The following is a 15618-nucleotide window of genomic DNA, read 5'->3' as shown; positions in this document are numbered from 1 at the left end:
ATAAATACCTCCATTACTTTTATTAAAACATAGTAAAATCGCCGCTGTCAGCACCTACATCTATACTTATATCGACATTAGGCGCATCTTCTCCAGATAAAATACTATTAGCAATAGCTCTTTCTTTCTTTATTGTATAAGAATTAACTATATCCAAATATTTATCACTTTCTATTTTCCAATTTTCTATACCTAATAAATTATAATATTCATTTTTCTTATCTCTTATAACATTTCTCATACTGTTAAAGATTTCTATTATTTCATTAATCTTTGTAAGCAATGTACTTAATGAACTTAAATCTATTAGGGTTTTGTCTATAAGTCCAAATAATTCATCAGCATAACTATCTAATCTTTTTATGTTATTATTAATGATATATTTTGATTCATCTAAACGTTTACTTACACTGTCTGTCATAGATTCTATAAAAGAATGCTCGCTTGACTGCTGATTAATATTAGATTTAAATTTATTAATTGAACTGAAAATAGCTGATTTAATATTATGGAACTGCTCTAAACATCCATCTACTGTTTCTGTAATGTTAGTAGCTATTGATTCAACACTTTCTATAGAGAAAGTTTGTGAATTATTAAATATATCACTATTCTTTTCAAGTTCTATTTTAGCTAAAAAGTTAATAGAGTTAAATGTTTTAGCAATATTTTTTGTTTCTAAGAACATACTTTCCAATTCTTCTATTGAGTCTATGATAGCTATATTGCTGTCGGATATTCTATATTTATTAGTTAAAAACAATTTGAAGTTTTCCAAATAAAGTTTAATGAAACCCATATACTCATTAAACAAAGACTCTGAAACTGTGAAAGGAAACTCTGATTTACCGCTTTCGCCTCCAATCATATATTCAACTATAGTAGTTCTATCTAATGTAATATCTGTTAAAGCATCTTTTAAACCTTTCAAACTTTTATAAATATCTGAGTTTGTAAGGTCAATTTCCTCATGTATTGATTTAAAGTTTTCTATTATTAAAGTTAAAACAACATCATCAAAAGTAAGTAAGTCAAGAAGTTTATGCTCCAAACTTTGATTTTCTTCTTTTTCAAGATCGGCAGCATCCATAGTTTCTACTTCTTTTCCATAAAATTCAATGAAATTTCTATTTTCATAAACTATCGAATTCATAGACTCTATTATATGTTCTGTCTGCTGTCTTACTATATCCTCACGAGGAAGAACCATCATTACTTCAAATATAAAATCATAAGTATTATCAACTCTTGATATTATATCTGATATTATATTAGAGAATACTGCAAAGGAATTAACCATGTTATTATGCTCTTTATCGAGCTGCTCTCTCATAATTGTAAAATTCTGTCTTTGCAATTCATTTGTTTTTAATATTTCAGTTTTAAATGACTCGAACCTTACAAATAATTCCTTACCGATTCTATTCATTTGATCTGCCTGTTCATTTGATGTTTCAGACATTTTGATTATATTTTTGGATATTTCTCCAAAAGCTTTACCGCCGGCACCATATTTAGAAGATATGATAATGGCATTCAATGAATAAACTTTAATTTGGTCAGCAAGCATCCTAATTTGCTCTATGGAATCCATAATATTACTTGTTCTGCCAACGTCTTCTACTAAGGAATCAGAAAGTTCATTGTCTTGTGATATAAAACTTTGCATTCTATCAAAGGATCTAAAAAAATCTTCTTGGTTTTCATCTAAATCATTAGAGAAGTTTTTTTCTCCTTTTTCTTTATTGGTAAAATATGAAAGCAGCTTATTAGCTTTTTCGTTTTCATTTTTCATTTCCTGTTCAATCATAGGAAATTTTTCACCTATAAAGCTATATACTCTTCCAACTTCTTCAAGGAAAGAGTTAATATCCTTTACAGTTGTTTCCAATATTGCAGAATAGTCAAGGATATCCTGCCTTATATTATTGTCTATAATAGTTGCTGCCACTTTTTATAATTTCCCAACATTCTAAAAAAATTATATATCACGTTATAAATATAACATTTATTATTGCTTTTTGCAAGTAAAATTTTTATTACACTATAATTTTACAGTAAAAATATATTTAATTAAAGTTTTTTTAATTAATTTCAAAAATTTTATTTTTCAAATTCAAGTATTTTGCAGTATAATATATTCTATTTTGCGACTCTCTATTTCCGAATCCAAAACTTCTTCTGCTTACTGCAAGTATTGGAGGAGCTTGTATTCTTTTAGATATACCCATTCCCATGTACTGTTTCCACCATCTTTCTAAATCATCTACAAATTCAGCACCGCTTTTAAAATATTTTTTTAATGTTCCTTTTTGACATCCTATTTTTTCTTCCAAATTTCCTTCTATATAGAGTTCTAGTATATCTTCTAATATAGCTCTGTTCCAAGATTCCATTAAAAATTTGAATAAATAATCATGATAATCATATTTTATAGGATCGCCTTTACCTTCATCTACAGCCTGAGCAGTTGAAAGTTCAGCACTAGGTACAATGTTTATAGTGCCTTCAGGAATAATTTCCTTTTTAAATACTTCTCTGTTAACATAATTAGCAAGTCCGTATATCTGATATTTCCATAAATCAGCCAAACAAGCAAAAAATCCTGCACCATCTCCATACATAGTTGAATATCCAACCATAGTTTCTGTTTTATTGGCATTGCATGTAAATACACCGCCGAAACTAGCAGCTATAGCGGATAATACTCTTGATGACCTATCTCTTGCCTGTATATTCTCTATAACAAATGATGATAATTTTAGGTGATCTTCCTTACCGTCTTTTATAATAGGGGAGGTTTCTAATTGTTTTACAGTATAATCTACAGATTCCTGTATAGGTACTACCATATAAGCACAGCCTAAATTATCAGATAAAGTCTTTGCAAGGTTTTTAGTTGTATCAGAATTGAACTTACTAGGCATATTAACAAGTAAAACATTATCTTTTCCAATGGCATTTACATACATTGCAGATGATAATGCAGAATCAATACCTCCAGATACGCCTATAACAACCTTGTTTATTCCTATAGATTTCATAAATTTTCTTATTCCATAAATAACAGTTTCATATATCAATTTATATTCATTTTCTTCTTTTATCTCTATAGTTTTTCCAAATTCTTTATTTTTTACATCTATATCAATAAAATACAAATCTTCTTCATATCTTTTTCCTGTTAATAGTAAATTACCTTTATTATCATAAACAGAACTTCTGCCGTCAAATGTATACACTGTTTTTCCATTATTTTGTATTCCTACATTATTAATATATACAAGTGGAGTATTATGTTTACTTGCAATTTCTCCATACATACTATGTCTTTTAGCATCTTTAACTAAAGTATATGGTGAACTTGATATATTGATAAATAAATCTACATCTTTGTTAGAATTTATAATATCCATAGGAGAAAATGTATAATTCTTACTCCATGCATCCTCACATATAGTAAGTCCTAATTTTATCTTTTCTCCATTACATTCTATTTCTAAAGGTTTTAAATAATCTTTTATATCAGCATTATTCTCAAAAGCCAAGTCTTTTAAGCTGAAAAAATGTCTTGGATCTTCAAATTCTTTATAATTGGGTAGTAATGATTTTATTATAAAAGGGTATTCAGTTGTATTATTATGTATTAATTTACCGTCTTTAGCTACAAACATAGCATTATATTTTCTTATTCTTCCATCGAAATTCTTTTTATTCTTATCAGATGCAATATTTCCAAAAATAACATATATTCCATTTGAAGATTTTATTATTTCTTCTCCAAGTTCCTCACATTCTTTTATGAATCCTTCGCTTTCAAACATATCCCCAATCATATAACCTGAAACGCATAATTCCGGAAATATTACTATATCAGCATTTTCTTTTTTAGCTTTGCTTATAAAACTTATTATTCTTACAGTATTATCGCAAGGCATAGATGGTATTATCTCTAATTGAGAAACAGCTATTTTCATATTAAACGAACTCCAAATGTATTTATATTAATTAAATTATAAAGAAAAAATATAATAAACCGTTATATATATTATAATAAAATTTATTGATTTAGTCTACAGTTATAATTTATAATTAGAAAGGTTATACATTGGTATATGAGAAGAAAAGATTTTATATTTGAAGATAAAGAAGAAATATACAGTATGCTTAATAGTATAGAATTTGGTGTTATGGCTTTGCCTGATGATATACCTTATGCTGTTCCTATAAGTTTCTGCTATAAAAATAACGAAATATATTTTCATGGAGCTATGGCAGGTAGGAAATATGAAATTCTAAAGAATAATCCTAAAGTTTCTTTTAGTGCTTCAAAACCATATTCATATATACCGTCTGAATTTTTAAATGGTAAAATGATACCGACACAGTTTTTCTTTTCTGTTTTTATAGAAGGTAAATTTGAAACTATAGATGATATATCAAGAAGAAAAGAAATTTTATATGAAATAGTAAAAAAATACGAACCTAATAATTATAATCTGTCTATAGACAATAAGATGTTTGATTATGCACAAAATAATATGCTTATAGGCGTTATAAAAATTGAAAATCTCACAGCAAAAGCCAAATTCGGTCAGAATATGCAAGATGAAGAAATTACAATTATAATAGATGATCTAAATACAAGGTCTGAAGATATTGATATTGAAACTGTAGATATGATAAATAAACTAAGAAAATGAAAAAAATAACTTGAAAAAAGTATTATAAGTGATAGAATAAAAAAATAAAATAATCTTTTTTTATTCTAAAAAACTTTAGATATAATTAAATTATTAGTTGAGGAAAAAAGTTAATGCAAACAAGAGTATATAAAGCAGGTTCTATAGTATATTTTACAGGCGACACCTCAGACAGAGTTTATATCTTGAAACAAGGTCAGGCTCAAAGTATCTTTTTATCAGAAGAAACAGGTTATGAAACTAGGGAACTTATTAATATAGGCGAGTTTTTTGGGGTAAAAAGTATACTTGGTACTTATCCGCAGGAAGATACGGTTCAGTGCTTAACAGATTGTGTTGTTATTATCATTACTTATGAAGAATTTGAAAGTTTGATTGAAAAAAATAAACCTATAATCATAAAAATGCTTAAGGTATTTTCAAATCAGCTTAGAAGAATAAATAAAAGAGTAAGAGAACTTGTTGAAAATGATATAAGCGAAGAAGGACAGGATCCTTTAGAGGGATTATATGGAATAGGGGAATTCTACTTCAAGAATAAAAAGTATAGAAATGCTCTATATGCTTATAAAAGATATATACAATATGCAGATGAAGATTCCGCATTTTATAATACTGTAAAAGAGAAAATCGAAGAATGTAAAGAAGAATTAGATATCACAGATGATAGTGATATAGCACCTCCTGTTTCAAATGCTCCTGCTTCAGCTTCAAAAACTCAGGCTAAAGCAGCAATTAATGACCCTGCATACAATAAGGCTGTTGAGTTATATAATAATAATGATTATGTTAACTCATTAAAAGCATTCAATAATTTAATTAAAAGTCCTGATACTGCTATTGCTGAGAATTCTATATTTTATATGGGCAAATGTTATTATAATATAAACAAATATGATAATGCTTCTACTGTATTGTTGTCAGCAATAAAAAAATATCCTAAATCTCAAAATGTTAAAGAGGCTATACTATTTTTAGCTAAAAGCTGTGAGGGCAGCGGAAATAAAACTAAAGCAAAAGCATATTATCAAAAAGTTATTTCAATGCCTCCTATGGATAATTTTTCAAAGGAAGCAAATGCAAGTATTTCAAGACTGTAATATAAAAAGAAATTAAGGAACAAATATGGATAATAATTTAAGTTCTCATACAAAAAAATATAATACTGATGATGTTATATTTCTGGAATATGAAAAAGGTGATAAATTCTATTTAGTTCAAAGCGGTTCAGTAAAAATTACAAAAGTTATAAAAGATGTTGAAAAATTATTAGACATAGTTTATGCTGGTGAGTTTTTCGGTGAAATGGCTATATTAGAAGATACTACAAGAAGTGCATCGGCTATAGCAAATGAACCTACTGTGCTTTTAGAGTTGAGAAAAGAAAACTTCCAAAGCATATTGGCTAATAATACAGTTATGGCTTTGAAACTTTCAAAAACTTTTGCTAAAAGAATATTTGATGCTAAAAGAAGACTTTTAATACTTCAATTAAATGAAACTGACTTGAGAGTATATGACTGTCTTTTACTTTTGGCAGAGCTTCAAAATATACCTAGAGATCATTATTATGAACCTCAGGAACTAAATGCCACTATAAATGATATAGCAAATTGGTGCGGTGTAAAAGTAGTTGATGTACAAAAAGTTTTAAATACATTGGTAAAAACAGGTAAAATAGATATAAGAACTAATACCATATATGTTAAAAACTTAAAAGAAATTCAAAGACAAATCGATTTAAAGAGAAAGAAATCATAATAGTAAATAATTTTACTATATGATTGAATAAATTAGCTGATGACTGATTATTTTGGTTATCAGCTTTTATTTTATCAATAACATTATAATCATGTAAAAAATATTTATTTTTCATTAATTATTCAACTATATTCATCTAAAAAGGCATATTAATAGTGTAATAATTCACAATATTATGAAGTTAAAATATATGATGATTCTCTTTATTCTTTATTTTAAAATATTCATATTGACAAAATAATATAATTAATATATATATTTTTTATTATAAAATATTTTTACAAAAGAGGTTTATATGAAAAAAATTGTATTAATGGCAGTATTGTATACTTTATTTAGTTTTAATGCTTTGTATCCGGCAAACGAAGAAACAGAAGCACAGTTCTTCTTGTATATAGGATCTGGTAATATTGAAGAAGTTTCAAATTATATAGATGATAAAAAAATCAATATAAATGCCAAATTAGATGATGGTATGACACCATTAATATTATCTATTGTTTATAAGCAAGATAAAATAGCAAAAATGCTTATAGAAAAAGGTGCAAATCTTAATATCAAAGATAAGTCAGGATTTACAGCTTTAATACATTCTATAATGAAAAATAGAACAGAAGTATCAAAAATGCTTATAGAAAAAAAAGCTGATGTAAATATAAAGCTTTCATTAAATGAAAATGGAATATATATGAAAAATTTTACTCCTTTAATACTTAATGAAGATAAAGAAGTAGCTCAATCATTAATAAGTGCTGGTGCTGATATTAATATAAAATTGACTGCAAAATATCCTGGACAAGATATAAAATTAGAAAATGCTACACCTTTAATGTGGTTTATTTTGAATGATAATACTGAAATAGCTGAGTTATTGATAGAATCCGGAGCTGATATCAATGCTAAAGATAAAAGCGGAAAAACAGCATTAGATTATGCAAAAGAAAAAAACAATACTAAAATAGAAGAGTTACTTATAGCAAAAAATGCTAATTAATAATCTATTATTATTTATAGCGATAAACTTGCTGAAAGATAGCTAGCTGACAACTACTTATTTATCACTTTAAAAAGTTCATAAATAATTTTTATTAGTTGTTATATAATTCAATAGTGTAGGCAATATAGTAATTAAATATAAATTCTGTATTGCCTAAATAATAACTAATAAATATAAAATTGAGAAAATAATAATATATATATTAAAATATTTTAAAAAAAGAGGTTTATATGAAAAAAATTGTATTAATGGCAGTATTGTATACTTTATTTAGTTTTAATGCTCTGTATCCGGCAAACTCTGAAAATGAAGCCCTATTTTTATCGTATATAGCATCTGGTGATATTGAAGAAGTTTCAAATTTTATAGATAATAAAAAAATTAATATAAATGCTATAATAAAAAATAGTGCGACACCATTAATATTTTCTATTATTTTTAAGCAAGATGAAATAGCAAAAATGCTTATAGAAAAAGGTGCAAATCTTAATATCAAAGACAATTCAGGATTCACAGCTTTAATATATTCTATAATTTATAATAGAACAAAAGTATCAAAAATACTTATAGAAAAAAAAGCTGATGTAAATACAAAAGTATCATTAAATGAAAATGGAGTATATATGAAAAATGTTACTCCTTTAATACTTAATGAAAATAAAGAAGTAGCTCAATCATTAATAAATTCTAGTGCAGACATTAATATTAAATTCTCTTTTCAAGATGCTGGAGAAAATATAAAATTAGAAAATATTACACCTTTAATATGGTTTATTTTTACTGATAATTCTGAAATAGTTAAGTTATTGATAGAATCCGGAGCTGATATCAATGCTAAAGATAAAAGCGGAAAAACTGCATTATATTATGCGAAAGAAAAAAACAATACTAAAATAGAAGAGTTACTTATAACCAAAGGTGCTAAATAATAAAGAATATGTAGTGTTAAAATATTTATTAGTTAAAGCTGATAGAGATTTTTTATTTGTAAATCATTAAAAAGTTAAATATATAAATATTTCTAATATACATAAAATAAACTAAATAATTAAATGTTAGCATCGTGAAATTATATACCCTAATGAAGTATATACTTGACAAAATAATATAATTAACATATCTTTTTTGTAAAATATTTTAAAAGAGGTTTATATGAGAAAAATTGTATTAATGGCAGTATTGTGTACTTTATTTAGTTTTAATACTTTGTATCCAGAGCTTAGTAAAGATGAAAAAGAATTTGTATCATATATAGTGAATGGTAATAAAGAAAAAGTTTTAGCTTTTTTAAATAATAAAAAAGCTAATGTAAATTTAGATATTGTAGATGGTGCTACACCTTTGATTTTATCTATTATTTATGAGCAAGATGAAATTGCAAAGCTGTTAATAGAAAAAGGTGCTGATCTCAATAGAAAAGAGAAAGAAAGCGGTGCTACACCTTTAATCTTATCTATTCTTTATAAGCGATATGAAATATCAGAAATACTAATAGAAAAAGGTGCTAATGTTAATATAAAAGACAATTCTGGATTTACAGCTTTAATACATGCTATACAACGTGAGAAAACAGATTTATCAAAAATGCTTATAGAAAAAAAATCTGATGTAAATACAAAAGTATCATTCAAGACAGATGGATTATATTTAAAAGATTTTACTCCTTTGACATTTAATGTAGATACAGAAGTAGCTGAGTTATTTATAGAAGCTGGAGCTGATCTTAATGCTAAAGATAAAGATGGAAACACAGCATTATATTATGCAATAACTAAAAATAATAGTAAAATAACGAAGTTGATTTCTGACAAAGGCGGCAGATTCTAAAAATAATTTTTATAACTAGCTTTATAATATTTTTAAATTACTATTTTTATTTTAGTTTTTCATTAGTTCTTAATATTATTCTATGTATTAATATGATTAATATATTATATATAAGTAATGCTATAAAAAATATTTTCATTATGAACATAAAATTTTCAAATGTTCTAAGTCCGTTTCTTAATGAGAAATATACATAAGCAAATATAATCAAGTATCCATAAAATGGTGCAAATAGTTTATAAGCAAGTCCGTAATTGAAGGCAATAACTGTAAAGCCTAAGGAAAATCCAAATATTACAGCCTGTGGAATCAATGGAATAATGGCTTCATATCTATTTGTAAATTGTATTAATACTATTTGTTTTGCAAATATAATCAAAAATGCTGACAGACAAATAGATGCGAATACAAAAAGAGCAATAGAATAATAAACTATCTTTCTTTCTTTATTTTTATTATTATCCTTTTTAGCTATTAAAATATAAGAAAACATAACTGATGCAACAGGAGTACCTATATAGAAAAACATTTTTATTATTAATGATATAGTAGAGTAGTAGCCTGCACTTGTTTTATCCAAATATCTGTTTGCCATTAATACATCGCTTAATGATATCCAATTGAATATAAAATTTATTATTACAATATGTATTATATAATTTAAAAATACTGATAAATTTTGTTTAGATAAATATAATTTTATTTTATTTAATGGTATAAAGTAGGGGAGATTTACTTTTTTTAATTCTATTAAATTTATTATTAAATAAAGAACGCAGAATAAAGTAACTGTTATTATAGATTTGAATAATGTTAATCCTGTGATAATGAAATAAGCTAATAATAAAATTTTAGCTATAAATATTGCTATTAAACTCGCTGTATAATCATAGGCTATATAATTATTTATTTTTAATATGGATTGAGAAACTATACCTAAAATTGTTGCGAATATTCCAATAGATATTATAAAAAGTGAAGAGTAGCTTTTTATATTAAAGAGTATATCTATTAATGGTATTGATAATATATACAATAAAGATATTATAAAAGCTATAATGTAGCCATAAGCCCAATAACTTTTAGCATCTTCATCATCTTTATAATGATGCATAATATAATAACTGAAACTTGAAACTGTTAAAACTATTATTGAATATATATTGATTATACCATTATAGTGGGCAAAATCAGATATTGATAAACTTCTATTTACATATATAGAAGATACATAATTTAATACGCTGGCAATGCCATTTATAAAAACTAATAAAGCATAGTTGATATAATATGAATATTTTTTGTATAGATTTTTGATATTATTCATATTATATTAACTTATGCAATCTCTTATTGTAATAATTATCTTCTTCTTAAGAACCATATTAATATACCAAGTATACCGAATAAACAAGGTAAACCTATTTGAGCAACATATCTAATAAAATTAGTTTGAGTTGTTGTAAGAGTAAGGTTTTTAATGCTTGCTTCTTTAGGTCTTATTGTGATTTTCTGTCTTGCTTCTAATAGATAAGCAACAGTATTCATAAATAAGTCTTTATTTCCAGCAAAAGCAATATCTACAGACTGACCTTGTTCAGGATTGATGTATGCATTCAAAGCAAATGTAGCATCTCCAAATACTACAATTCTTGCAGGGTCTTTTCTTCCTTCTATTTCATAAGTACCGCTTATAGCCAAAGGAACAGGTCCTGGTACATCTGTTCTAGGATTGAATCTAGCTCTTGATAAATCGAAAGTAGCTTCTTCTTTTCCGTAACCTTGAGGTGTAGTTGTAATTATATTTTCAAAACTTCCATTGTATTTATTTTCACCGCTTAATATACTTCTTGCAACAACCAAACAAGCAAACACATTTCCTTCTTTTAATGTTTGAGTTATTGGGTGAGAAGTATATTGAGGTACTATATTAACAGGTATAACTACGCTTGAAGCAGTATCTATTATATAGTCATTTTTAGTTTTAAATCCCCAATCAGATAAGAAGTTTCCTAAATTGCTGTTAAATTTACTTCTATCCATAAAGCTATCATATAAAACAAGAAGTTTTCCGCCTGTTTTTACATAATTATTTAATTTGTCTATTTCAAAATCGCTGAATGTTTCCACAGGTGCAGCTATTACTATTAATGATGCATCTGTTGGAATATTTTCAAGTATTATATTCAATTCTTTTACTTTATAATTTTCATTTTCTAAATAAGTTTTAACATAAGATAAACCTTCACCGCCTCTGTCTTGTATTTGTCTTTCACCATGTCCTACTGTGAAATATACAGTATAAGATTCTGTATCAAGCAAAGTATATATAGATTGTGTAAATTTTTCCTCTCCAACAAATAAAGGATCAGAAGTTACTTTTGACTGAGTTGTTAAATCTTTTCTGTATACTCTTACTTGTTTTCCTTGCCCATAAGTAAATACTATTTCTCCAACTTGAGTCATTTGATATTTACTTTTAGCGGAAGGTTTTTCTATAGGGTTAATATATTCAACACTTATATGTTTATTTATTCTTTTATATTGTTCTAATAATAAATCAGCTCTCCAATCTGCTGAAGTTGGATCTGTACTAGGCGATCTCAATACCACTATAGAAAGAGGACTATCTATTCTTGATAAAACATCCATAGTTTGCTGAGATACTGTGTATGATTTATTTTGTGTCAAGTCAAATCTTATAGGGAAATTTATACTTATAATATATAATCCTACAAGTATAGCAAGAATTATTATTAATGATAATATTCCAAAAAAAGCTTTATGTACGAATCGCATCTTTAAAAAAGATACTATCTGTTTTCTATCTACTATTAATGTAGTAATAGTTATTATAGAAGTCAATGCTAATACTGCCCAAAAAACTGGAGTAGGAGTTTGGGTTACTGCATAAAAGAAAATCCAAGCAAAAAATAATAATACCCAAGATGCTAATGTAGCTATTTTTAAATTAAATTTCTTATTTGACATTTAGTAAAAATCCATTATTTGTAAAATTTCAATTAATTTGAATAAGTATTATATATAATTAACGATAAATTTCAATAGTTATGTTTAGTTACACTTATTCTGAAATATTATCGACAGTTTATATACTTACTTTATTTATTTTAATTCTATTTCTTTGGATTCTTTAGTTTCCCAATCTATTTCAAATTTTTTCCAATTATTTATATCAAATATATTATCTCTAACATTATAAAATACATTAAAATTATAACGATTGTAAAATTGTTTGGTAATGTCAAAGCTATTTAATTGTATTATATCAATACCATTTGTTTTATAGCTATTAGTTATAATATTATTGTTAAATATGTTTTTTATATTTGGTATATGCTTTACAGCAATATATGGCACATCAGCTATAGTCATAAAGTTTGTATCTATTTGTATGTTTCCTCTGCTATTAAAATCTTTATAAATTAATAAAGCATTATACCAAGAAACAAATTTCAATTTATCTTCAAATACTGTTGTATTAACATCTCTTCCATGATCTGAAACAAGTATAATTTTGGTATTATCATATACATTATTTTCCTTTAGATATTGTATAAATTCAATTAAGATATTCATAGATGCTACATTAGCATAAAAATGTCTTACACTAACTTCATTTTTATAAAATAATAAATCTTCATCTTTAATGTTTTTCACTTTTGAATAAGGTAAATAGTCTGAAGAAACAAACATAGGTTCATGTGTCAGCATATTATGAAGTATATTATAATAATTTCCTTCTTCTTTTATATTAATAAAATTTTTAGTATTTGATAAAATAGCATAAGTATATATACTAGAATTAACAATAAAATCATCAAAATTAAACCAACTTCCATTTCTATAAAAATCATATCTCAAATTTATAGGTAGCATTTTAAATATGGAAAACCTTATAAATCTATATTTTTGATTTACTTTATTATGTTCATTAATATCCGAATAACTAATATCAAGATTATTATTATTTAAATAATTAGAAATGCTATAATTATCAATAATAATATTATTATAAGCGTTTATATTTGTGTAATTTTGAAAAATACTTAAATCAGGAATATTTTTAAAATTAGCATATACTGGTTCTAATATAGATGTTTTATATCCATATTTTTCTAATGATAAAGGCAGCATCAAAAGAGCTTCATTATGCTTATCTTTAATACTGTAATTAGCGTTTGTACTTAATTCATAAGGTAAATAATCATATCCTCCAAGTAAAGAAGCTATAGTTGTTGTAAAATCAGAAAATGATACTGTATTTGGATAAATAATAAATCCGTCTAATTTTTCTTTATATTTAGGATATCTTTCTAAAGCATCTGTCCAATAAGAGTTTATTGCTCTATCTAATATAAAAACAAATATATTTTCACCTGTTTTAGATAAATTAAATATTTTTATATCTTCATTATTGTTATATAAAGCATTATTTTTTACAATATTTTTATGAGATTTAATAATTGTATAAACGTTAAATACTGATATAAATATAAATACTATTAATATTATAGAATAAATATTTATAAGTATAAAGTTTTTTTTCTTTTTTAAGATAAAAATAACTAGCATACTAGATAATAGTATTAATATTATCATCAATAATATATCTTTAAAAGATGATATAAGCAACATACTATCATCAAATATTAAATCTGCATTGATATTCAAATAATTTCCCGTTAATATAAATACATTTATTAACACAGTAAAAACTGCAAACACCGATAATAATGTCAGATAATTTTTAATTTTTTCTGAAAACAATAAATATATAAATAAAGGATAAAATAAAAATAATCCAAAACTCATAGATAAGTTATTTAATATCAAATAAAACGGATTAGAAAATTCCTGAGGAGAAGCTCCTATCAAAGATGTAGGAATAAATAATCCTGAAAGCAAAAATATTAATAAACAAGATAAAAATAACAATTTATCTCTATAAATAATAAAAAAATCATTAATATTTTTATCATTAAAAATATATTTATAGATATATCCTATATTTATTATAAAAGTCAATATTAATAAAAATGTATATATGTTAATAGAATATGATTTAGGTTTTAAATTATAATATATATCCACATTTTCTTTTATATTATTTATATCAGAATCTAATTCTAAAATAGCATTTTTTGTATTAGGTCCATTAAATTCTATTCTTTTTATATGTTTTGTAAGTTTCTTAACATTACCATTAAATTCAAATATATCGCTGCTTTTAAAAATTTTGCTGTAATATTTAACTTTAGCTGAATATAAATAATTATTATCTTTTATAAAAAGAAAATTAAAATCTGATAAATATGCTTTCCTTTCTATTCCAGCCAATGAAATAAGTAATATAAATAATACTGTAATTATTATAAAAAATATATTATAACCTTTTAGTATCTTATACCTATTAATCACAAATATATTATATAATTTATACTCCATTATAATATTCTTAATTAAAGAAAATAAACAGTTAATAGTCCAATAAAATAAAAGCCCTGAAGGTGAATTATATAGCAATACTAAAAATATCAATGATACAATATATAAAGGCAAACTTTCTTTAAACTTTAACTTTTTAGAATAAACAAAACCAGCCAATAAACTAAATAAAGTCATTACAAATGGAAGTAAATTTATACTAATATTTCCGACATGAATTAAAGCATCTGGTTTAGATAAATCTTTTATAAATAAGAAAGGAACTCCATTCAAACCAGATAAACTATGCACAAAATTATAAGCTGCCATAAAAAATGGTATTTGTATTAAAAGTCCTAAAGTACCTCTAAAAGCATATATTGTTTTGTATCCATTTATCCTTTGACAAGCTCTTATTAATAAATATCTTTGATCTCCTTTATATACTGCCTTGATATTATCTATCATTGGCTTCATTTTATCTTGAATAGTTCTTTCTTTAGCTTGCCAAGATTCTGCTATATTATATAAAGGTAAGGATAAAAAATTTATACATAAACTAAGTAAAAATAAACTTACACCATAATTTGATTTAAATACGTTATTAAATAAATAAAATAATATTTCTATAATAAATTCTATTGGATATATTGTTATATTGTAAAGAATATCAAAAAACATCACAATACCCCAGGAAATTATTTTCTTCGAGTTTGTGATTCTTATGATAAGATGATAATTTATATAAAAAACATAATTTATGTGTTATGTGTTGACTGTTGACTGTTGACTGTTGACTGTTGACTGTTGACTGTTGACTGTTGACTGTTGACTGTTGACTGTTGACTGTTGACTGTTGACTGTTGACTGTTGACTGTTGAC

11 protein-coding genes are annotated in these 15618 nt (G+C 24.8%); 6 read left to right on the top strand and 5 right to left on the bottom strand.

Annotated elements, in window-relative coordinates:
- Nucleotides 1-22: 22 nt before the first annotated feature.
- On the bottom strand, nucleotides 23-1951 hold the full coding sequence (locus Q0K19_RS04470; RefSeq protein WP_297245752.1) for a chemotaxis protein: 1929 nt from the start codon (nucleotides 1949-1951) through the stop codon (nucleotides 23-25).
- 133 nt (nucleotides 1952-2084) lie between these two features.
- Nucleotides 2085-3977 (bottom strand): NAD(+) synthase, encoded by a 1893-nt coding sequence (gene nadE, locus Q0K19_RS04465; RefSeq protein WP_297245750.1) that lies wholly within the window; start codon nucleotides 3975-3977, stop codon nucleotides 2085-2087.
- Nucleotides 3978-4115: 138 nt separating this feature from the next.
- Between nadE and Q0K19_RS04460 the strand changes: the two genes are divergently transcribed.
- The 6 genes from Q0K19_RS04460 (at nucleotide 4116) to Q0K19_RS04435 (ending at nucleotide 9288) form a co-directional block, all read left to right on the top strand.
- Complete coding sequence (locus Q0K19_RS04460) at nucleotides 4116-4703, top strand: pyridoxamine 5'-phosphate oxidase family protein (RefSeq protein ID WP_297245748.1); 588 nt, start codon at nucleotides 4116-4118, stop codon at nucleotides 4701-4703.
- 113 nt (nucleotides 4704-4816) lie between these two features.
- Nucleotides 4817-5803: a tetratricopeptide repeat protein gene (locus Q0K19_RS04455; protein ID WP_297245746.1), complete on the top strand. Its 987-nt coding sequence runs from the start codon at nucleotides 4817-4819 to the stop codon at nucleotides 5801-5803.
- A gap of 25 nt (nucleotides 5804-5828) precedes the next feature.
- A complete protein-coding gene (locus Q0K19_RS04450; RefSeq protein WP_014487929.1) occupies nucleotides 5829-6464 on the top strand; it encodes a Crp/Fnr family transcriptional regulator in 636 nt (211 codons plus the stop codon).
- A 295-nt stretch (nucleotides 6465-6759) separates the two neighbouring features.
- Complete coding sequence (locus Q0K19_RS04445) at nucleotides 6760-7458, top strand: ankyrin repeat domain-containing protein (protein WP_297245743.1); 699 nt, start codon at nucleotides 6760-6762, stop codon at nucleotides 7456-7458.
- Between the two features lie 233 nt (nucleotides 7459-7691).
- A complete protein-coding gene (locus tag Q0K19_RS04440) occupies nucleotides 7692-8390 on the top strand; it encodes an ankyrin repeat domain-containing protein (protein WP_297245741.1) in 699 nt (232 codons plus the stop codon).
- Nucleotides 8391-8613: 223 nt separating this feature from the next.
- A complete protein-coding gene (locus tag Q0K19_RS04435; RefSeq protein WP_297245739.1) occupies nucleotides 8614-9288 on the top strand; it encodes an ankyrin repeat domain-containing protein in 675 nt (224 codons plus the stop codon).
- Nucleotides 9289-9334: 46 nt separating this feature from the next.
- Here the strand turns inward: Q0K19_RS04435 and Q0K19_RS04430 are convergent, their stop codons facing one another.
- The 3 genes from Q0K19_RS04430 to Q0K19_RS04420 form a co-directional block, all read right to left on the bottom strand.
- Complete coding sequence (locus Q0K19_RS04430) at nucleotides 9335-10615, bottom strand: lipopolysaccharide biosynthesis protein (protein ID WP_297245738.1); 1281 nt, start codon at nucleotides 10613-10615, stop codon at nucleotides 9335-9337.
- Between the two features lie 35 nt (nucleotides 10616-10650).
- On the bottom strand, nucleotides 10651-12279 hold the full coding sequence (locus Q0K19_RS04425) for a GldG family protein (RefSeq protein WP_297245736.1): 1629 nt from the start codon (nucleotides 12277-12279) through the stop codon (nucleotides 10651-10653).
- Between the two features lie 135 nt (nucleotides 12280-12414).
- Nucleotides 12415-15417: a YidC/Oxa1 family membrane protein insertase gene (locus tag Q0K19_RS04420; RefSeq protein WP_297245734.1), complete on the bottom strand. Its 3003-nt coding sequence runs from the start codon at nucleotides 15415-15417 to the stop codon at nucleotides 12415-12417.
- Between the last annotated feature and the right edge of the window lie 201 nt (nucleotides 15418-15618).

This window comes from uncultured Brachyspira sp., from assembly GCF_944393015.1.
Taxonomy (GTDB): Bacteria; Spirochaetota; Brachyspiria; order Brachyspirales; family Brachyspiraceae; genus Brachyspira.
The sequence above is the reverse complement of the archived record's forward strand: the minus strand, read 5'-3'. Positions and strand labels throughout refer to the sequence as shown.